The sequence below is a fragment of the Variovorax sp. 01N429 genome, assembly GCF_056399425.1.
Genome location: NZ_JBFTRG010000005.1, coordinates 85,377 through 104,441 on the forward strand (window position 1 = coordinate 85,377; position 19,065 = coordinate 104,441).

The 19,065-nt window shown below is 63.0% G+C and carries 19 protein-coding genes; 10 read left to right on the plus strand and 9 right to left on the minus strand.

The features are described from left to right. The first annotated feature begins 27 nt into the window (after positions 1 to 27). Genes AC1DSF_RS10895 through AC1DSF_RS10920 form a run of 6 tightly spaced genes read left to right on the plus strand, consistent with a single transcriptional unit; the run spans position 28 to position 4,600 of the window. The gene (locus AC1DSF_RS10895; protein WP_478182820.1) at positions 28 to 1,248 is read left to right on the plus strand and encodes an AfsA-related hotdog domain-containing protein; all 1,221 of its coding nucleotides are present in this window, start codon (positions 28 to 30) and stop codon (positions 1,246 to 1,248) included. Next, positions 1,245 to 2,438, plus strand: coding sequence for an oxidoreductase (locus AC1DSF_RS10900; protein ID WP_478182821.1), 1,194 nt, complete (start codon positions 1,245 to 1,247; stop codon positions 2,436 to 2,438). Before AC1DSF_RS10895 ends, AC1DSF_RS10900 begins: the two co-directional genes overlap by 4 nt. Next, the gene (locus AC1DSF_RS10905; protein ID WP_478182822.1) at positions 2,428 to 3,198 is read left to right on the plus strand and encodes an SDR family NAD(P)-dependent oxidoreductase; all 771 of its coding nucleotides are present in this window, start codon (positions 2,428 to 2,430) and stop codon (positions 3,196 to 3,198) included. Before AC1DSF_RS10900 ends, AC1DSF_RS10905 begins: the two co-directional genes overlap by 11 nt. Next, positions 3,195 to 3,947, plus strand: a complete 753-nt coding sequence (locus AC1DSF_RS10910; protein WP_478182823.1) for an SDR family NAD(P)-dependent oxidoreductase — start codon at positions 3,195 to 3,197, stop codon at positions 3,945 to 3,947. Before AC1DSF_RS10905 ends, AC1DSF_RS10910 begins: the two co-directional genes overlap by 4 nt. Positions 3,948 to 3,972: 25 nt before the next feature. Next, complete coding sequence (locus tag AC1DSF_RS10915; protein WP_478182824.1) at positions 3,973 to 4,395, plus strand: hypothetical protein; 423 nt, start codon at positions 3,973 to 3,975, stop codon at positions 4,393 to 4,395. Continuing rightward, on the plus strand, positions 4,376 to 4,600 hold the full coding sequence (locus AC1DSF_RS10920) for a LuxR C-terminal-related transcriptional regulator (protein WP_478182825.1): 225 nt from the start codon (positions 4,376 to 4,378) through the stop codon (positions 4,598 to 4,600). Before AC1DSF_RS10915 ends, AC1DSF_RS10920 begins: the two co-directional genes overlap by 20 nt. A 38-nt stretch (positions 4,601 to 4,638) precedes the next feature. Here AC1DSF_RS10920 and AC1DSF_RS10925 read toward each other — a convergent pair whose 3' ends face one another. From AC1DSF_RS10925 to mdeB, 7 genes are all read right to left on the minus strand, one after another. Beyond that, on the minus strand, positions 4,639 to 5,097 hold the full coding sequence (locus AC1DSF_RS10925; RefSeq protein WP_478182826.1) for a RidA family protein: 459 nt from the start codon (positions 5,095 to 5,097) through the stop codon (positions 4,639 to 4,641). Next, a complete protein-coding gene (locus AC1DSF_RS10930; RefSeq protein ID WP_478182827.1) occupies positions 5,094 to 6,284 on the minus strand; it encodes an amidohydrolase family protein in 1,191 nt (396 codons plus the stop codon). Before AC1DSF_RS10930 ends, AC1DSF_RS10925 begins: the two co-directional genes overlap by 4 nt. Continuing rightward, positions 6,281 to 7,105, minus strand: a complete 825-nt coding sequence (gene otnI / locus AC1DSF_RS10935) for a 2-oxo-tetronate isomerase (RefSeq protein WP_478127457.1) — start codon at positions 7,103 to 7,105, stop codon at positions 6,281 to 6,283. The genes AC1DSF_RS10930 and otnI overlap by 4 nt, the downstream gene beginning before the upstream one ends. 137 nt (positions 7,106 to 7,242) lie before the next feature. Next, positions 7,243 to 7,917, minus strand: a complete 675-nt coding sequence (locus tag AC1DSF_RS10940; RefSeq protein ID WP_478127458.1) for a class II aldolase/adducin family protein — start codon at positions 7,915 to 7,917, stop codon at positions 7,243 to 7,245. Next, positions 7,914 to 9,182, minus strand: coding sequence for a 3-oxo-tetronate kinase (gene otnK / locus AC1DSF_RS10945; RefSeq protein ID WP_478182828.1), 1,269 nt, complete (start codon positions 9,180 to 9,182; stop codon positions 7,914 to 7,916). The genes AC1DSF_RS10940 and otnK overlap by 4 nt, the downstream gene beginning before the upstream one ends. Further along, positions 9,179 to 10,090, minus strand: a complete 912-nt coding sequence (ltnD, locus tag AC1DSF_RS10950; protein ID WP_478144932.1) for an L-threonate dehydrogenase — start codon at positions 10,088 to 10,090, stop codon at positions 9,179 to 9,181. The genes otnK and ltnD overlap by 4 nt, the downstream gene beginning before the upstream one ends. Before the next feature lie 107 nt (positions 10,091 to 10,197). Continuing rightward, positions 10,198 to 12,861, minus strand: coding sequence for an alpha-ketoglutarate dehydrogenase (gene mdeB / locus AC1DSF_RS10955; protein WP_478182829.1), 2,664 nt, complete (start codon positions 12,859 to 12,861; stop codon positions 10,198 to 10,200). 106 nt (positions 12,862 to 12,967) lie between these two features. On the opposite strand from mdeB, the gene AC1DSF_RS10960 reads away from it, so the two are divergent. Next, positions 12,968 to 13,429: an Lrp/AsnC family transcriptional regulator gene (locus AC1DSF_RS10960; protein WP_478127461.1), complete on the plus strand. Its 462-nt coding sequence runs from the start codon at positions 12,968 to 12,970 to the stop codon at positions 13,427 to 13,429. A gap of 83 nt (positions 13,430 to 13,512) precedes the next feature. Then, on the plus strand, positions 13,513 to 15,927 hold the full coding sequence (locus AC1DSF_RS10965; protein ID WP_478127462.1) for a PhoX family protein: 2,415 nt from the start codon (positions 13,513 to 13,515) through the stop codon (positions 15,925 to 15,927). 328 nt (positions 15,928 to 16,255) lie between these two features. Here AC1DSF_RS10965 and mltA read toward each other — a convergent pair whose 3' ends face one another. Then, a complete protein-coding gene (gene mltA, locus AC1DSF_RS10970; RefSeq protein WP_478127463.1) occupies positions 16,256 to 17,395 on the minus strand; it encodes a murein transglycosylase A in 1,140 nt (379 codons plus the stop codon). Between mltA and AC1DSF_RS10975 the strand changes: the two genes are divergently transcribed. Then, the gene (locus AC1DSF_RS10975) at positions 17,394 to 17,549 is read left to right on the plus strand and encodes a hypothetical protein (RefSeq protein WP_478127464.1); all 156 of its coding nucleotides are present in this window, start codon (positions 17,394 to 17,396) and stop codon (positions 17,547 to 17,549) included. The two genes, mltA and AC1DSF_RS10975, sit on opposite strands and share 2 nt — an antisense overlap. Before the next feature lie 101 nt (positions 17,550 to 17,650). Then, the gene (locus AC1DSF_RS10980) at positions 17,651 to 18,295 is read left to right on the plus strand and encodes a YiaD family glycine zipper/OmpA-like lipoprotein (protein ID WP_478127465.1); all 645 of its coding nucleotides are present in this window, start codon (positions 17,651 to 17,653) and stop codon (positions 18,293 to 18,295) included. A 129-nt stretch (positions 18,296 to 18,424) separates the two neighbouring features. Here the strand turns inward: AC1DSF_RS10980 and AC1DSF_RS10985 are convergent, their stop codons facing one another. Further along, a complete protein-coding gene (locus AC1DSF_RS10985; RefSeq protein ID WP_478127466.1) occupies positions 18,425 to 19,051 on the minus strand; it encodes a response regulator transcription factor in 627 nt (208 codons plus the stop codon). Positions 19,052 to 19,065 lie beyond the last annotated feature (14 nt).

A 19,065-nucleotide genomic window follows, 5' to 3' on the forward strand; every position in this document is an offset into this window, starting at 1 on the left:
AAAGTGTCAATTGCGGAGGAATTGTCAATGCCAGCCCACCAGTCCATCGAACCAGAGACTCTTCACAAGGAAAACCCAGATGACGTGCTAATCCAGAATGCTTTCGAGATCCTCCCTGCGCGTATTGAAAGTGATCTGGTCGAGAGCGTTGTTCAAGGCTGGCAGCTTCATGAAAGGACGGCCTTTGACACGGCATATCGCGAAGACAGTGGCTTCTTCGTTCGTCGGGGTGTGCCGTTGCATCTGAGCTTCGACGCTGCCGGGCAGATATCCCAATTTGAGATGGACCTGCCGGAGCACTACTCTCCGCATAAAGGGCAGCTTCTGCTGACCTCGCGTTGCCTTCCTCGCACCGTCGAGAACCGCTTGCGCGAGAACTTCTTTCCAGACGTAACCGCCCTAAGTGAACAAGATGCGGCGTGTGTCGCAGACCTGCTAGCGAAGTCTCCCCATTACACGTGGGCGAGGATCAAGTCCTACATGGTACGTAACGATACAAAAAACTACTTTTTCTACCGAAAAGTGCATGAGCACGTTCCAGGATTGATGCTCATTGAGATCGCTCGCCAGGCGATGTACCACTACTTCTATAGTTTCAACGGATACGCGCGCGGCGATGTCTCAGTCTCAATCTCGAGTCTCAATGTCATCTTTTCCAGCTATGTCGAGTCGGCGTACGAGGTCGAGGTGGTGGTTTCTGATGCCGAAGAATTGGCGCGAGACAAGCCACGATTCGTGGACATGCTGGCGAGCTTTTATCAGAACAGTCGCTTAGTGGCCAAGGTGCGCCTTCGTGGTGGGGTCATGAAGATTCCCTTGTTCCGTCGAATGCGAGTGTTGAACTTTCCGGATCACCATTGGTTCATTCCCTCAGAACGAATTTCTCCGCATGTGCTGATTGGCGTTAGCACCGGTTTGCCGATACATGCGAGATTGTCCATGCTCTCCGTGCGGGCCATCAAGTTGAGCGTTGACGCCACTCATTTGAGAACGATTAAGGCCGCTCGGCATATCACTTTGAGCATCGAAGGAGTGGGGTTCCTATGTCTGCCAGTGCTCCCGGCGGAGTCCATGTCCGAACATGGCATTTTGTTGCTAGAGATCGATGGTGCATCTCGCGACCAGATGGCGGCGCTCAAGGAAGCGATAAAGTGCCATTGCTTCTTCGCGGAACACGCCGACCGGCCGAGCAAAGTCGCGCAGGAAAAGTTCGTGCCCGTCCGCCACTACACCAAAGAAGCAGCGTGACGACTCAATCGACTCAAAGCTCTCGGTGCCCAACTGCACTTTCGTCGCTGCAACTCGGCAAATCTCTCGTCTTGAAGAATAGGATCTATTTCGCGCCAATGGGTATCGACTTGGCGGCGGACAACGGTGGAATGTCCGAAGCAATGAAGCACTTTTATGAGCGCATCATTGATGGAGGATGCGGCATGGTTGTGCTGGGTAACTCCTCGGTGGATTCCGCGACCAGACTTCATCGTCGAGGTCTGTGCCTTCACGATGAGCGCCATGCACAAGACTTGGCACCTTTGATTGCTTACGGCGCAGATCGCGGCTGCACGGTGGCGGTGCAGCTTCAGCACTATGGACCGCAGGGCAGCACTCAACAAACAGGCGTGCCGCTCCTAGGACCGAGTGGACTCCCCTGTCGACGGATGCAAAAGGCTGATCCTTCATATCGAACGCTCGCGATGAGCCCCTTCGACATTAGAGCCGCGCGACGTCAGTTCACGCGCGCCGCTTGCCTTGCGAAACGCGCGGGGGCGAAGCTCGTCCAATTGCAGGCCTCCAACGGCTACCTCCTCAGCAGCTTTCTTTCGCCCTACACCAATAAGCGGGAAGACGAGTATGGAGGCACACCGCTGCGTCGGGCTCGATTTCTGCTCGAAGTCATCCACGACATACGGATGGCGACTGAAGACTCGCTGGATATTTCGGTAAGGCTCGGCATAGATGATTGCCTCGGTACGAGAGGCCAGCAACCACACCTGTTAAAGGATGTGGTGACCGCCCTGAGCCAAGCAGGCGTAGTTGCAATTATGTGTTCCATGTCGATCGCAGAGACCTTTGATCACTTGATTCGGCCGAGCGCGGAAACACGCGAAGCGCTTGTTCAGGGCGTTCGCCTGATTCGCTCCGCAAGCAGCGTGCCAGTTGGATTCGCTGGCTTCGTTGGTACGTTGGACCAGATCGAATCGCACCTAACGACCGGAACCGCAGATCTCGTCGGGATGACTCGCGCCTTGTTCGCAGATAACGAATTGATCATTAAGTCTATAGCGAGGCAAGATCACCTCATTCATGCTTGTCGCTTCGACGGAAACTGCTTTCGCGACAAAAACAATCCGCAACTGGATCGAGTCTATTGCTGTGTCAATCCAAATTATCGGCGACCCTCCCAGATCAGCTATTCGCAAGGAACACATGAAATTTAGAGATAAATACTGCGTCATTTCTGGCGGTACGAGCGGCATCGGATTCGCTGTAGCTCGACGGATGGTGCTAGAGGGCGCCAGGGTCACAGTCTTGGGCCGAGACGAGCACAAGGGTCGGACCGCCATCGAGGCTCTAGGACCACAGACTAGCTTTCTCGCGTGTGACGTGAGCGATGCGCTGGCAGTGGATGAGGCGTTCGATACGATCGAGCGACGCTACGGGCGTTTTGAATACGCGGTCAACAACGCAGGGGTGACGACTCCGTATGAAAGCGTCTCTCAACTCTCTGCCGACGATTGGGATAGGGTGATGCGAATCAATGCCAGTGGACCGCTCTATTGCATGCGACGCGAATTGCGGTGCATACGACTTGCTCCTGGCGGCGCTATCGTGAACGTTTCATCCTGTGCGGGCGTCGTCCCAATTCCAAATCAAGCGGCGTACGTGGCAAGCAAGGCCGCAGTCAATGCAGTGACACAGGTGGCGGCGTTGGAAAATGCCTGCGACAACGATCAAGGATTCGCGGTTCGAGTGAACGCTGTAGCTCCTGGGCCAACGTTAGGGGGTATGAACTCGCCCGAGAGGCTGGCTGCGAATCCAGAAGGAGCCAAGCGGAAGACAGACGCCACGGCGATGAAGCGCTTCGCCCGGCCAGACGAGATAGCAGAGAGCATTCTGTATCTACTGAGCACCGAATCCTCTTACGTGACAGGAGCAATCCTGGGCGTCGACGGCGGCTATCACAGCGGCAAATCGTGACAACGGTAGCGATGAAGTCCGTTCTAATTACCGGCATTAGTTCCGGTATTGGCTACGAATTGGGTCGGCTCTATCTTGAGAAAGGGTATGTGGTGTGCGGCGTGTCACGGAGACCGCCTGAACACCTAGTAAATCATCCAAACATGACTTTCAGTTCTTGTGATTTACGATCCTTCGCCGAAGCTAAGCGGGTGGTGACAAAGCTGCTGGATCGAACCAGCCACGCGCCGATAGAGAACGTGTTTCTCAATGCTGGCAAGTTCGGTGATCAACCGCAGCGTGGCAACGAAACTTCGATCATGCATCTTCAAGATGTACTGTGCCTAAATGTCTACGCGGTCAAGGCGGTCCTCGATGCATGCTTAGCGAGAGAAGTGCAACCGAAGTGCGTGATATTTTCTTCGTCCGTTTCGGCGATACGACAACGCCCAGGAATGCTCTCCTACTCCGTATCAAAGGCCGCACTGAATGCACTAGCCAAGGTTTACCAGTTGGAGAATCCCGAAATCTTCTTCGCCGTTCTTGGCCTTTGCAATGTTGATACGCGCCTCGCGGAGGTCATCCTACAAGCGGATGAACGCTTCGATGAGCTTTGCGCATTGCGCGAGCGGTCTTTCAGGCCGGGGTATTTGGTCAATGCACGCGACCGAGCCATGCACATTGCATCAGTAATCGACCAGCGCGACCGACTGATGCTGCCTTCGGGCGAGTTTCGAGAGATACGCCAGTTGATCCCCAAGCTTTCCTAACTCTTCATTCCTCTTCAAGCTCACGATGACTCCAGTATCCTATAAGAAAATTGTTCAGTTCGGCGCGATGTACGACATTGTCGCTACGACCCCCCTTGCAGTGCCTTTTATTACGCCCTTCGCCCTACAACTTATTCAATGGATCGATGAAACGATGGGGCTAGCAACGGCGTTTCAACCCTTAGACCCAAGCGCACTTTTTCTGATAAATCTTGGTGGCTGTGCGTACCTCGTTTGGGCCTTTGCGCGCCTGAAGATGACTTCGCGCGAATTGGGGCGTCTGGATGGAATATTGCGTTTTATGGTGGTGTCATGTCAGATCTGGGCCGTCTGCCACGGTGCGTCCCCTATTCTGCTCGGATTGGCCGTTGGGTTGGCTGTGATTGGCGCGCTTGAAATGTGGCCGGTCCAGGAAGGTGGCGAGATCGGTGCGCCAAGTGCAGCGTGAGCAGTGCCACCCACAGCTGACCGTCCGGGAGATTGAAGTGCTGAGGTGGACCGCCGACGGCAAGTCGGCTCAGGACATTGCCAACATACTGAGTCTCTCGAAGGCGACGGTGGATTTCCACGTCAGGAATGCCGTCGCGAAGCTGCAAGTACCAAATAAGACGGCGGCGGCAGTGCGCGCGACGGTGCTTGGGATTCTGAATTGAGCGTTGCTCTCGAACTGCTGCGTTGCTGAGGCCTCGACTTACTGCGCCGGCAAATACATCGTCGCCTCCACCTCCACCAAGACCTCGCTCCCCGGCAGGAATCGCGACACTTCAACCACCGTGCTGACCGGCGGCTCTCCGGGGTAGAACAGTCCACGCACGCGGTTGTACGGCGCGTAGTTCGGCAGATGGGTGAAGTACTGCACCAGCTTGACGACGTCATCCATCGTGCCGCCATGTTCCGCCGCGATCTGGCGAATGCGTTCGAGCACGAACCAGCTTTGCGCGACGATCGGCGCCTCGAAGACGTCCACGGACATTTGTCCGGTGGCGTAGCCCAGCGTGCGCAGCGCCGTGCGGGCCGCCTCTGGGATGTCTTCATAGCTTGCGACCGCGCGGCGCGTCGTGGGGTCGACGGCGACGACGCCACTCATCAAGACGAAGTCACCGACCCGTTTGGCGGCGGCGTAGTTCGCCATCGGCTTGCCCATGCTCATGCGATGCTCTCCAAAGTGCGGCCGGCGCGGATGACGGTGCGTCGACGTCCGCGCGGGTCCAGAAGTTCATATTCGTCCGATGCGGCCAGCAACACCATGTCTGCAGGGCAGCCCGGCGCGATGCGGCCATCCCAATCAAGCCGGAGTGCCTTCGCGGGGCTGACGGTGATTGCGTCCAGCCAGTCGGTCGCGGGCGAGAGATGTGCCATCTGCACGCCGAGGCCGAAGGTCTCGACCAAGTCATAGCTGCCATAGGGGTAGAAGGCGTCCTGCACGTTGTCGGTGGCAAGACTGGCGCGAATTCCGCGGCTCGCGGCCTCGCGGACACGCGTGATGCCGCGCTGCAAGGGTGTGCGGTCCCAGGCGCCTTGCAAATAGAGATTGGTGGTGGGCAGGGCGACCAGATGAATGCCCGCCTGCGCACAGAGGGCCAACGTGTGGTTGGCAAACGCCTCGTCCTGCACCGACAGCGAACATGCATGGGCGCACATCACCCGTCCTTGCATGCCATGAGCGATCGCGATCTGCGCGATGGTGCGCAGGCCGGTCGCCTCGGGATCGAGTCCTTCGTCGACATGGAAGTCCAGCGCGAGACCGTGCTCCTGCGCAAGATCGAACACGCGTCCCAGCTTGTGCACGATGCCGTCGTTGCGATAGACGAATGCGCCCAGCACGCCACCCGCGCGCTTCACCTTTCGCGCGATGCTGTCGCCCGTCTTTGCGTCGGCGAACACGTCGAGCGGCGTGAGCGAGACAAACTGGAGCTCGATGCGGCCGCGCCACTCGTCGCGCAAGCGCTCGAACACCGCGAGCGAGGTCGGCGCCTCCGCATCGCTCCAGTCGAGATGCGTGCGCAGCGCGCGCGTTCCGCCGCGCCATGCTTCATCCAACGCCCGCTGCATGCGGGCGCGCAACCCTTCAGCGGTCCAGCTTGCACGGTGCGCGACCATGCGGCCGATGGCCGCGAAGAGGTTGCCCTCGGCCGCGCCCACCTCTCGCACGGTGTAGTTCTTGTCGATGTGCGCGTGCGCGTCGACCAGACCGCTGAGCAGCGTGCCGCGCGCGGCTTGTTGCGTCGGCGCAATCGATGTCACGCGCCCGCCCGCCACCATCACGTCGAACACCTGGTCTTCACCGGCCTCGAAAGCCCGCAGGCGCGGAGGAATGCGTACCGCCTGGAGCTTCATTCGCGGGACGTGCCTTGCAGGGAACGCAACCACGAGAGGCCTGCGGAAGTGCTGTCCGCCACTGCGCCGCGCTGCGGACGATATTCGCAGCCCACCCAGCCGTTCCAGCCGCATTGCGCCGAGACTTCGTCGATCACGTCGAAGAGATAGCCGTAGTTCAGCTCGCCCATGTCGGGCTCGTGCCGCGCGGGCACGCCGGCGATCTGGAAGTGCCCGACGCGGCCGCCCGGCAAGTACTTGCGGATCTTCATCGCCACATCGCCTTCGACAATCTGACAGTGATAGAGATCCATCTGCACCTGCACGTTGAGCGCGCCGACCAGGTCGACGATCTCATGCGCATGGTCCTGGCGATTCAGGAAGAAGCGCGGGATGTCGCGAGTGTTGATGGGCTCAATGAGCACGTCACGTCCTGCCTTGGCCGCTTGGACCGCCGCCCAGCGCAGGTTGTCCAGATAGACGGGCTGCACTGTCTCGCGCTCCACACCGTCGGGCACGAGACCCGCCATCACATGGATGCGCGGGCAGTTGAGCGCATCCGCGTAATCGATTGCCTTCAGGATGCCCTCGCGGAACTCGGCCTCGCGCCCGGGCAGGCAGGCCACGCCGCGATCGCCGCGATCCCAATCGCCGGGCGGCCCGTTGAACAGCACCTGTTCGAGCCCGTTCGCCGACAGCCGGGCCGCGAGTTCATGCGGCTTGTAGGCATAGGGAAACAGATATTCGACAGCGCGGAATCCATCCTTGGCAGCGGCTTCGAAGCGATCGAGAAAATCGAGCTCCGGATAGAGCATCGAAAGGTTGGCGGCAAATCGAGGCATCAAAGGCTCCAATGGTCACGTGCGGCCCCGTCGGGAGACACCGCGGAACCGGCTTTGCCGGCCCGCAGGTGTCGCCCCCCGGGAGGGGGTGCCCGAGCCACACGAAGTGGGCGAGGCTGGGGGTGAGCATAGTGTCGTCACCAACGGGCACCGAAGTTCCGGCGCAGGTCATTGATCTGTGTTTCATCCAGCGGCGCGGGCGCGCGCTGCGGCGATTGGCGGCAGACGAACCAGAGCCTTGCCGTTTCTTCCAACTCCTCGAGCGCAGCCATCGCCGCGGCAGGGGAGTCGTGCCATACGTTGGGCCCGAGCCGTTCGAGCACCACGGCGCGAATGGGCATGCGCCGCGTGCCGTAGTGCTCAATGGTTTGCGCAACGAGCACCGCGGCCTCCGGCGCGCCCGGCCGGTGATACGGTATCACCGGCACGTGGCCTACCTTCATCACGAAATAGGGCGTGAGCGCCGGCAGAAGCTCGGCGCCCGGTGCGTTGAGCGTAAGCGCCACGCAGTGCGTGCTGTGCGTGTGAATGACGCAGCGCGTGCCCGGGTCAAAGCGGCGCGCTGCTCCGTAGATGCGCGTATGCAGAGCGATGGTCTTGCTCGCGAGATCGCCGTGCGTCTGCCGCAAGTTGCCGTCCAGCCTCGCGAGCCGCGAGGGATCAAGATGGCCGAGGCTGGCCTCGGTAGGCGTGATCAGGAAGCCGTCGTCGAGCCGCACGCTGATGTTGCCGGCGGTGCCATGCACATAGCCTCTCTCGAACAGGCTGCGGCCGACGCGGCAGATTTCCTCGCGGATCTGGGCTTCATTCATCCAAGCAATGTAAAGGCTTTGCTGAAGAAATCGTCGGTCCCGAAGTTGCCGGACTTGAGGGCGACGTGCAGGCCGACCCCGCCTGCCGCGTCGCTCTGGGCATGGCACCACGGCACCCCGGGATCGATCTGCGCGCCGATCTGCAATTGCGCAATCCCGAGGGTCTGGATGCAGGCTCCCGAAGTCTCGCCGCCCGCGACGACGAGCTGCCGCGCGCCGCGCTCCACCAGCCCGCGCGCGATGGCCGCGATAACGCGCTCGACCATGGCGCCCGCCTCTTCGACGCCGAGCCGGCCCTGCACCGATTTGACGGCCGCCGGGTCGGCAGTCGAATAGATCAGAACCGGTCCGTCCTGCAACAGCGGAGCCGCCCACTCGAGCGCTTGCGCAGACACATCGGCACCCGCCGCAATCTGCAGCGGATCGATCGCCAGGGCCGGACGCCCCGACCCGATGAAATCCGCCACCTGCCGATTGGTTGCGAGCGAGCAGCTGCCCGACACCACGGCCCGCAACCCACTCGACGGCGGCAACGCTCCCGCGGTGGATGACGGCGCGATGCCGAAGTTCGCGGGCAACCCGATCGCTACGCCCGAGCCGGCCGTCACCAGCGGCATGTCGGCCAGGGCAGGGCCGAGTCGCAGGAGATCGGCGTTGGAGACCGCATCGACAATGGCGATGCCCACACCTTCGGCGCGCAACTGAGCCATGCGCTCGCGAATGGACTCCGGCCCGCCGGCGACCACCGCATGGTCGATCAGGCCGACCTTGCGCTTTGTCTGGGCCTGCAGGACGCGCACCAGGTTGGGGTCGGTCATGGGCGTCAGCGGATGGTTCTGCATACCGCTTTCATTGAGCAGCACGTCGCCCGCAAAAAGGTAGCCCTTGAACACGGTGCGCTTGTTGTCCGGAAAGGCCGGCGTCGCGATCGTGAAGTCGCAGCCCAATGCATCCATCAGCGCCTCGGTCACGGGGCCAATGTTGCCCTCTGGCGTGCTGTCGAATGTGGAGCAGTACTTGAAGTAGATCTGCCCTGCACCCTGCGTCTGAAGCCAGCGCAGCGCTTCCAGCGATTGCGCGACCGCATCGGCCGGCGGGATCGTGCGCGACTTGAGCGCCACCACCACCGCATCGACTTCCGCAGCCAATGGCGATGCCGGCACGCCGATCGTCTGCACGGCGCGCATGCCCGCGCGTACGAGGTTGTTCGCGAGATCGGTCGCGCCCGTGAAATCGTCGGCGATGCAGCCCAGGAGAATGCTCATGGCTTGGACGGCGCTCTGGAGCTGACTGGAAGTTCGATGCCGGGGAAGATCTTGATCACCGCGCTGTCGTCTTCCTTCGCATGGCCTGCAGTAGAGGCCTGCATGAACATCTGGTGCGCCGTGGAGGCCAGTGGCAGCGGAAACTTGCTCGCGCGCGCCGTATCGAGTACCAGTCCCAGGTCCTTCACGAAGATGTCGACGGCCGATAGCGGCGTGTAGTCGCCGGCCAGCACGTGGGCCATGCGGTTCTCGAACATCCAGCTGTTGCCCGCGCTGTGCGTGATGACGTCGTAGAGCGCATCGGGCGCCACGCCTTCGCGCAGCCCGAGCGCCATCGCCTCGGCCGCCGCGGCGATGTGTACGCCGGCCAGCAGCTGATTGATGATCTTGACCTTGCTGCCCGCGCCGGCACGGTCACCCAGGCGATAGACCTTGCCGGCCATCGCGTCGAGCACCGCATCGGCCCGCGCATAGGCTTCCGGTCGCGCCGAACTCATCACCGTCATCTGTCCGCTGGCCGCCTTGGCGGCGCCGCCGGAAATCGGCGCGTCGATGTAGTGGATGCCCATCGCTTGAAGGCGTGCTTCGAGCGCCACCGACCAGTTCGGGTCGACTGTCGAGCACATCACGAACACGCTGCCCGGTTTCATCGCCGCAGCCGCTCCGTGGTCGCCAAAGAGCACGGCTTCGGTCTGGACGGCGTTGACCACGACCGACACCACAACTTCGCATGTGGCAGCGACTTGAGCGGGCGTTCCCCAGGCGACGCCGCCTTCCTCCGCAAAGCGCAACGCCGCGCCAGGCCGAACGTCGCACACGTGCATTTCATAGCCCTTGGCCCGCAGTGTGGCCGCGATGCCCGCGCCCATGGCGCCGAGGCCGATGAGTCCTGCTTTTTTCATGGAGATTCCCGAGGCGTTCGAACGATGGCCGGCGCTCAAGGGGGCGCGGCGCGAAACGCGATCTTAGGAATCCATGGCCGCGCTTCACAACGGGAATAACCCCGCTTGGCTCGTCAGCGCGGTGCGAGCGAATGCCGCGCGGCGCGCACGATGCTTTGCGCATCGACACCGAAGAAGCGGCGCAAGGCTGCCCGCGTGTCGCTGCGGCCAAAGCCGTCGGTGCCGAGCGTGAGGAAGCGCCGACCTTGAGGGAGAAAGGCGCGAATGCTTTCGGGCACAGCACGGACGTAGTCGGTCGCCGCAATGATCGGGCCGCTTCCGCCGGCGAGGAGTTGCGCGATGTAGGGCGCGCCAGTATCCGGGTCGCCAGACAGCGCGCGCTCTTCCCGGATGCGACCGTCGCGCGCAAGCTCGCTCCAGCTCGTGACACTGAACACATCCACGGCGATGCCTTCGGCCGCCAACTGTTCAGCGGCCTTGATGACTTCCGTCAGGATCGCGCCGGAGCCGAGCAAGGTCAACTCGCGATTGCCTTTTTTCGATGCCGGCTGCCCGCCGGTCCATGTCTTGAATCGATAGCAACCACGCAGCACGTCGGCTTCGACACCCGGCGGCAGATCGGGCTGCGCGTAGTTCTCGTTCATCAGCGTGACGTAATAGAACGCGTCCTTCTGCTCGACCATCATCTCGCGGATGCCCGCATCCACGATGACCGCCATCTCGCCGGCAAAGGCCGGGTCGTACGCCTTGCAGTTCGGAATGGTTGCCGCGATCAGGTGGCTCGATCCATCCTGGTGCTGCAACCCTTCGCCGCCCAATGTGGTGCGCCCCGACGTGGCGCCCAGCAGAAAACCGCGCGCACGCTGGTCAGCCGCGGCCCAGATCTGGTCGCCCACGCGCTGGAAGCCGAACATCGAGTAATAGATATAAAAAGGCAGCATCGCCAGGCCATGCACGCTGTAGCTCGTGGCCGCCGCCGTCCAGCTTGCGATGGCGCCGGCTTCGCTGATGCCTTCTTCCAGAATCTGTCCGTCGGTGGCTTCGCGGTATGAAAGCACGGAGCCGATGTCTTCCGGCGCATAGCGCTGGCCCACGCTCGAATAGATGCCCACCTGCTTGAAGAGATTCGCCATGCCGAAGGTGCGCGCCTCGTCAGCGACGATGGGCACCACGCGCGGGCCGAGCGCCTTGTCCTTCATGAGGTTTCCCAGCAGGCGCACGAAGGCCATCGTGGTGCTCATCTCCTTGCCCGCGGCGGCGACGGCGAATTGCGCGTACGCGGCGATGTCGGGCTTGGGCACGACGTCGCAAACGGTCTCGCGGCGCGGCATGCTGCCGCCGAGCGCGGCGCGACGGCCGAGCAGGTAGTGCATCTCGGCGCTGTCATCGGCCGGCTTATAGAACGCGGCGGTGGTCGCCTGTTCGTCCGTGAGGGGCAGGTTGAAGCGGTTGCGAAACTCGATCAGGTCGGTGTCGTCCAACTTCTTCTGTGAGTGCGTGGTCATCTTGCCCTGACCCGCCGTACCCATGCCGTAACCCTTCTTGGTGTGCGCAAGGATCACCGTGGGCTGCCCCTGGTGTGCAGCGGCCGCGGCGTAAGCAGCATGGATCTTCACGAGATCATGGCCGCCGCGCTTCAGGCGATCGATCTGCTCGTCGGTCATGCCTTGCGCGAGGCGCGCGAGTTCGTCGTCCTGCCCGAAGAAGGTGTCGCGGTTGTATCGGCCATCCTTGGCCGCGAAAGTCTGCATCTGCCCGTCGACCGTGTTGGCAAACGCGCGCACCAATGCGCCGTTCACGTCGCGCGCGAAGAGGCCGTCCCAATCACTGCCCCACACGAGCTTGATCACATTCCAGCCTGCACCGGCGAAGAGCTTTTCGAGCTCATCGATGATTCGGCCGTTGCCGCGCACCGGCCCGTCGAGGCGCTGCAGATTGCAGTTGACGACCCAGACGAGGTTGTCGAGCTTCTCGCGCGCGGCGAGTGTCAGCGCGCTCATGGACTCGGGCTCGTCCATCTCTCCGTCCCCGAACACGCCCCACACCTTGCGGCCTCCGCAATCGAGCAGATTGCGATTCGTGAGATAGCGCATGAAGCGCGCGTGATAGATCGAGCTGATGGGGCCGATGCCCATCGAGCCGGTCGGGAACTGCCAGAAGTCCGGCATCAGGTACGGATGCGGATAGCTACTCAGTCCGCGAGCGCCCTTCCCGTCGACGAACGCCGGCGCCGTCAGCTCCTGGCGGTAATGCATCAGGTCTTCTTCGCCCAGGCGGCCCTCGAGGTACGCACGCGCATAGACACCGGGCGCACTGTGCGGCTGGAAGAACACGAGATCACCGCGATGCGCCGCCGTGCGGGCATGGAAAAAATGATTGAAGCCCGTCTCGAACAGATCCGCTGCACTGGCGTAGCTCGCGATGTGTCCGCCGAGTTCGCCGTAGGCCTGATTGGCGCGCACGACCATGGCGAGCGCATTCCAGCGCATCAGCGAGGCAAGCCGCTCTTCGATCGCGAGATCGCCGGGAAAGGACGGCTGCGAGTCGACCGCGATGGTGTTGACGTATGGCGTCGACAACTCCGGCTGCCAGGCGATGCGCTGGGCCCGCGCCATGCGCGCCAGTTCGTCGAGCATCCAGCGCGCGCGTTCAGGGCCCTGCGTCTCGGCCAGCGAGATGAAGGCTTCGCGCCATTCGGCTGTTTCGGCAGGGTCCGCGTCGCGCAGGGCTGCATCGGGCACGGCGCGCAATGGGTCGGGAGAGATCGGGGCGTTCATAGGCCGCACTTTAGGCTGCGTTCGCTGACATTGGATGCTGTTTCTACATCCATATCGGCAAGAGCACCGCATAAACTGCCGCAACATCTTTCAACCGAAGCACTTCATGCAACTCGACGCTCTTGACCTTCGCATCCTCGATGAATTGCAGCGCGACGGCGCGCTTTCGAACGTCGAACTCGCGCGCCGGGTGCATCTTTCGCCGTCTCCCTGCCTGGCGCGCGTCAAGGCGCTCGAGAACGCCGGCGTGATCCGGCACTATGTGGCGCTCGTCGACGCTAGCGCGCTCGGCCTCGGCCTGAACGTGTTCATTTCCATCAGTTTGAAGACGCAAAGCAAGCAATCGCTGGCGGAGTTCGAGCAGCGCATCGCGGAGCACGAGGAGGTCATGGAGTGCTACCTGATGACCGGCGACAGCGACTACCTGATCCGCGTTGCCGTCGCCGACATCGCCGCCCTTGAGAAATTCATCCTCGAACAACTCACGCCCATCAGCGGCATCGAGAAAATCCGCTCGAGCTTTGCGCTCAAGCAGGTCCGCTACAAGACGGCGTTGCCGCTTCCCTGAGAGGATGTTCGCGCTGGGCCGCAGCGACACAGAAGTTTCATATTGCGTGGCTATGGTCAGGCTCTCGTCAGCCAGACCACAAGATGAAGCATCCTTCCGCACCCCCTGCATCCGTCAACGCCATCGACTCCATCGATCCGGACGACCTAGACAACAACGCAAGTTCCAACGCCAGTCTTCACGACGTCATCGCCGCGCGCATGCATCGCCGTCACTTGCTGCGCGGCGGCGTCGGCGCGCTGACAGCGGCCACGCTGGGCCCTTTGGCGCTGAGCGCCTGTGGCGGAGGCAGCAACGGCGGCATCTTCGCGCCCGCGCCTGCCACGACGCCCTCGCCGGCACCGGCGCCGACACCCGCGCCCGCACCGGGCCCCGCAGAGCCGAAGCTCGGCTTCTCGGCTGTCGGCAAAGACCTTGCGGACCGCATCACCGTACCGGCCGGCTACACCGCCACGGTGATCTACGCGACGGGCGATTCGATCGACCCCGCCGTCGGCGACTACAAGAACAACGGCACCGACGACACCTTTGGCCGCCGCAGCGGCGACCAACACGACGGCATGCACTACTTCGGCCTGGGCGCTGACGGCAAGCCGTCTCCCGGCGCCAACGAACGCGCGCTGATGGCGATCAATCACGAGGCCATCAACGGCACCGTGGTCTTCATGCACCCGAGCGGGCAGACCAATGCCGGCTCCAGCGCCGGTCCGCGCCCCGAAGCAGAGGCGCTCAAGGAAGTGGAAGCGCACGGCGCGTCCGTCGTCGAGATCGCCCGGTCGAACGGCAAGTTCGCAGTGGTCAAGGGCTCGCCTTTCAACCGCCGCATCACGCCGCGCACGCCGATGGCGTTCGGCGGTCCGGCGCGCGGCTCGGCCCTGCTGAAGACGGCCTACTCGCCCGCCGGTACCGACACGCGCGGCATGATCGGCAACTGCGCGTCCGGCTACACCCCGTGGGGCACCTACCTGACCTGTGAAGAAAACTTCGCCGGCTTCTTCAGGCGCGGCGCAGCCGACGATGCGAAGCGCACCGCCAAGGAACTCGTTGCTTTCAAGCGAATTGGCCTTGCGCAGGGCGCAGGCGGCGGTCAGCGCTGGGCCACCGTCGTGCCGGCGGACGGCACGAGCACCGAATACGCGCGATGGGATGCAAGCAGCATCGGCGCCTCCGCGGACGGCAGCGATGACTTCCGCAACACGGCCAATACCTTTGGCTGGGTGGTCGAGATCGATCCGTACGATCCGACTTCAAAACCGGTCAAGCACACCGCCCTCGGTCGCTTCGCGCATGAAGGCGCATGGCCCAGCAACCCCGTCGTCGGCAAGCCGCTGGCCTTCTACATGGGTGACGATTCGCGCAGCGAGTACGTCTACAAGTACGTCTCGAAAGCGTTGTGGAGCGCGGCCGATGCCAACCCGGCCGACCGCCTCGCCACCGGCAGCAAGTACCTCGATGACGGCACGCTCTATGCAGCCAAGTTCAACGCTGACGGCACCGGCACATGGCTCAAGCTCGACCTGAGCAATTCCGCCCTATCAGGCAATGCGGCATATGCCTTCGCCGACCTCGCCGATGTGCTGGTCAACGCGCGCCTCGCCGCCGATGCGGCTGGCGCCACCAAATGCGACCGACCCGAATGGACAGCCGTGAACCCCAAGAACGGCGAGATCTACATCACGATGACAGAGAACCCCGATCGGGGCGCAGTCGGCACCACGAGCAGCAACAACGTGCCGAACCCGGATGTCGACCCCGCCTTTCCGCGCTATTGGCTCGACAACAAGGGAGTCTCGACGCAGAACGCCACGGCCTCCACGTCCAAGGGCAATGTCAACGGTCAGGTCATGCGCATCCGCGAGAGCGGCAACGACGCGTCCTCCGCTACCTTCAACTGGGACATCTTCCTGTTCGGCAGCCAAGCCAAGGCCGATGCCGCACTCGATGACGTCAACTATCAGAAGAACGTGAACCTGTCGGGTCTCTCGGACTTCAATGACCTCTCCAAGCCCGACGGCTGCTGGTTCTCGCGCGCGAGCGGCATCCTGTGGATCGAGACTGACGACAACGCCTACACCGACGTCAGCAACTGCATGCTGCTCGCGGCGATCCCTGGCGAATACGGCGACGGCACCAAGATCGAAGTCGTCAACCAGCCCAACGGCAAACCCGGCGCAGCCGCCACCGCCCCAGTCACCGTGACCACCTACGCCGGCAAGAAGATGAACGACACCATCTTCAAGCGCTTCCTCACCGCCCCCTTGGGCGCCGAAGTCACCGGCCTGGCCGAATCCCCCGACGGCAAGGCGCTATTCATCAACATCCAGCACCCCGGCGAAAACACCTCCGCCGCCAGCATCGCCGACCCCAGCAAATACGAAAGCCACTGGCCCGGCAACGGCGCCGGCGTCGCAGCCTACGGCCCCGGCGGCCCCACAGCCCGCCCCCGCTCCGCCACCGTAATGATCACCAAGGACGACGGCGGCATCATCGGCCTCTAACCACACCCACCCGCCTCCGCAACGCCTTCCAGAAACACTGCGGAACCGGCTCCGCCGGGCCGCCGGTGTTGCCCCCGGTCAGGGGGAAGGCGAAGCGACACGAAGTGCGCGAAGACTGGGGGCGAGCAACAAGAACACCGCGGAACCGGCTCCGCCGGGCCGCCGGTGTTGCCCCCGGTCAGGGGCAAGGCGCAGCGACACGAAGTGCGCAAAGCCTGGGGGCGAGCACCAGGAACACCGCGGAACCGGCTCCGCCGGGCCGCCGGTGTTGCCCCCGGTCAGGGGGAAGGCGAAGCGACACGAAGTGCGCGAAGACTGGGGGCGAGCCCTATTTAGGCCAGAGCGCCCAAAGCCGCAGCGGCTGATTCATCCTCGCTGCGATTCGCCCCGCATCCGCGCCAGTGCCGGCGAAGTAGTCCGCCCGCACCGCCCCCACGATCGCGCTGCCTGTGTCCTGCGCCACCACCAGCTTCGCCAAAGGCATGGCAGGCCCCGGCGACGCAAGCCAGACCGGCGTGCCGTACGGAATGCTGTCTCGGTCCACAGCGATCGAGCGCCCGGCAGTAAGCGGCACACCCTGCGCCCCCACCGGACCCGAAGAAGCGTCGACTTCAGACATGGATTCCTCGCGGAAGAACACGTAGCGCGGATTGCTCCACAGCAACTGCGACAGACGCTGCGGGTTCTGAGCCACCCACAGCTTGACGTCGTCAGGCCACAAGCTGACCTTGGGCACGCCTTGGCTGATGAGCCATTGCTGCACGCTCCGGTACGGCTGCTCGTTGGTGGCCGAAAAGGCGACACGGATCACATGCTGTGTCCCATCGGCTTCAGTCATGCGCAATCGCCCCGAACCCTGGATGTGGAGCATGAGCGCGTCGATTGGATCCGCGAGCCACGCGATCTCACGACCCCTCAGCGCGGCCTGCGCCTGCGGCAGCGTGTCGATCTCCTGACGCGTGTACCAGGGCCGCTTCGGAACTAGTCCGGCTGGCGCCTGATAGATGGGCACCGTGTGCGTGGCATCGGGACGGCGGGTGGCGTCGTACACCGGTTCGTAGTAGCTGGTGAGCTTGCCATCGGTCGGGCCGGTCGGCGATTCGACCCGGTAGGGCTGCAGCCGCTGCATCATCCATTCGCGCTGCTCGCCGGTCTCGGCGAGCGACAACTGCCGGACCTCCCGACACAGCGGCGCAAATGCGGCGTTGGGGCGCGCGCAGTTCGAAATCATCGCCACCCAGCCTTCATGCAAGGCGTCATCGTTGAAGCCCGGCAGCTCGGACCACGCGACGGGCACCCAACGGCTCTTCGGATGCGCGAGCGAACCGGTGAGCGGACCCAGGTCGCGAGGCGGCGTGCCCACGCTCGGCGTTGCAATCGGCACTTCGGGCTGCCTGATGCTGGTGGAACAGCCGGCGAGCGTTGCTACGATCGCGAGCCCAACCAGCCACTGGAGTCCTTTTTTCATGGGTCTGATTTTGCTTGAAGCCCTGGGCGCCGGAATCGTGTTCATCCTCATCATCTGGTGGACCATGTTCTCGGGACGCAAACGCGGCGAGTTGCACGACGATGCGGACACCGACGAGAAACCCGCGCCCGGCGACAACGCACGACGCGACTGAAATGCGCCGCATGCGTTACATGCTGAAACTGCCGACGCCCCTGGAGCCGACCCCTCGCTCTGGATAATCGCCCGGTCAATTCTCACCATCGAAAGGGTCCAATGAAAAAACTCGTACTCGCAAGCTGCGCCGCCGCCTACGTGCTCTCCGGATGCGCGGACATGAGCACGACGCAGAAGAACACGGGCATCGGTGCAGGCGTTGGCGCGGTCGCTGGTGCAGCGATTGGCTCGGCGACCGGCCGCAACGCAGGCGCTGGTGCGGCCATCGGCGCATTGGCGGGCGCAGCGGGCGGCTACCTGTGGTCGCAGCGCATGGAGAACCAGAAGCGTCAGATGGAAGCCGCGACCAAAGGCACCGGCGTCGCCGTGACCCAGACCCCGAACAATGAACTGAAGCTCGCAATCCCGAGCGACGTGTCGTTCGACGTGGGCCGCTCGGTCATCAAGCCCAACTTCTCGCCGATCCTCGACCAATTTGCCTCCGGCCTTCGCAACAACCCGAACGCCGAAGTCCGGATCATCGGCCACACCGACAGCACCGGCACTGACGCGATCAACGATCCGTTGTCGATCCAGCGCGCCGCCGCAACGCGCGACTACCTGATCGCACGCGGCGTGTCGCAAAGCGCGTTCAAGATCGACGGCCGCGGCTCACGCGAACCCGTCGCGGACAACAACACCCCCGCAGGACGCGCCCAGAACCGCCGCGTCGAAATCTACGTAGGCGAACGAGCGCAAGGATAGCCCCCGCGCGGAGGCCCCGGCTCCTTAGTGAAACACCGCGGAACCGGCTTCGCCGGGCCGCCGGTGTTGCCCCCGGTAGGGGGTAGGCGAAGCGACACGAAGTGCGCGCAGCCTGGGGGCGAGCAACGTTCACATTCCGCGAAGGAGATTGGCGAGTTCGACGGCTGACTTGACTTCCATCTTCTCGAAGACGCGGGCGCGGTGGACTTCGACGGTGCGGACGCTGATCGACAGTTGATCGGCGATCAGCTTGTTGGGCAAGCCTTCGACGACGCAACGCATGACGTCGCGCTCGCGGTCGGTCAATTCGCCGATGCGCCGCTTCAATACCTGACGTGCGCGCTCCGCCTCGACCGCGCGCAGTGACGCGCCGAGCGCCTGCTCGATGCGGTCGACCAGTGCGTTGTCCGAAAAAGGCTTCTCGCAAAAATCGAAGGCGCCGCGCTTGACGGCATCGACTGCCGTGGGCACGTCGGCATGGCCGGTCAGGAAGATCACCGGCATCGCATCCACCAGGCCGCGCTCGGCCAGCCGGTCGAACAGCACCAATCCGCTGGTGCCGGGCATGCGCACGTCGAGCAAGAGGCAATGCGGCCGGTCGCTCAGCGGTTCGGAGGCCAGCCTGGCCTCGAAAGCTTCGGCGCTCGCGAAGCTCTCGCTCGAAAGTCGTCGAGAACGAAGCAGCCATGCCAGGGCATCGCGGACGCTCGCATCGTCGTCGACGATAAAAATCAGGGCATCGATCAGGGGTTGCATAAATATGGGCCGAC

What these genes read in the sequence shown, in the direction of transcription:
- AC1DSF_RS10895 (WP_478182820.1), top strand. Translation starts at nt 28, where the DNA reads ATGCCAGCCCACCAGTCCATCGAACCAGAGACTCTTCACAAGGAAAAC.
- AC1DSF_RS10905 (WP_478182822.1), top strand. Translation starts at nt 2,428, where the DNA reads ATGAAATTTAGAGATAAATACTGCGTCATTTCTGGCGGTACGAGCGGC.
- AC1DSF_RS10915 (WP_478182824.1), top strand. Translation starts at nt 3,973, where the DNA reads ATGACTCCAGTATCCTATAAGAAAATTGTTCAGTTCGGCGCGATGTAC.
- AC1DSF_RS10925 (WP_478182826.1), bottom strand. Translation starts at nt 5,097, where the DNA reads ATGAGCATGGGCAAGCCGATGGCGAACTACGCCGCCGCCAAACGGGTC.
- AC1DSF_RS10930 (WP_478182827.1), bottom strand. Translation starts at nt 6,284, where the DNA reads ATGAAGCTCCAGGCGGTACGCATTCCTCCGCGCCTGCGGGCTTTCGAG.
- otnI (WP_478127457.1), bottom strand. Translation starts at nt 7,105, where the DNA reads ATGCCTCGATTTGCCGCCAACCTTTCGATGCTCTATCCGGAGCTCGAT.
- AC1DSF_RS10940 (WP_478127458.1), bottom strand. Translation starts at nt 7,917, where the DNA reads ATGAATGAAGCCCAGATCCGCGAGGAAATCTGCCGCGTCGGCCGCAGC.
- otnK (WP_478182828.1), bottom strand. Translation starts at nt 9,182, where the DNA reads ATGAGCATTCTCCTGGGCTGCATCGCCGACGATTTCACGGGCGCGACC.
- mdeB (WP_478182829.1), bottom strand. Translation starts at nt 12,861, where the DNA reads ATGAACGCCCCGATCTCTCCCGACCCATTGCGCGCCGTGCCCGATGCA.
- AC1DSF_RS10960 (WP_478127461.1), top strand. Translation starts at nt 12,968, where the DNA reads ATGCAACTCGACGCTCTTGACCTTCGCATCCTCGATGAATTGCAGCGC.
- AC1DSF_RS10965 (WP_478127462.1), top strand. Translation starts at nt 13,513, where the DNA reads ATGAAGCATCCTTCCGCACCCCCTGCATCCGTCAACGCCATCGACTCC.
- AC1DSF_RS10975 (WP_478127464.1), top strand. Translation starts at nt 17,394, where the DNA reads ATGGGTCTGATTTTGCTTGAAGCCCTGGGCGCCGGAATCGTGTTCATC.
- mltA (WP_478127463.1), bottom strand. Translation starts at nt 17,395, where the DNA reads ATGAAAAAAGGACTCCAGTGGCTGGTTGGGCTCGCGATCGTAGCAACG.
- AC1DSF_RS10980 (WP_478127465.1), top strand. Translation starts at nt 17,651, where the DNA reads ATGAAAAAACTCGTACTCGCAAGCTGCGCCGCCGCCTACGTGCTCTCC.
- AC1DSF_RS10985 (WP_478127466.1), bottom strand. Translation starts at nt 19,051, where the DNA reads ATGCAACCCCTGATCGATGCCCTGATTTTTATCGTCGACGACGATGCG.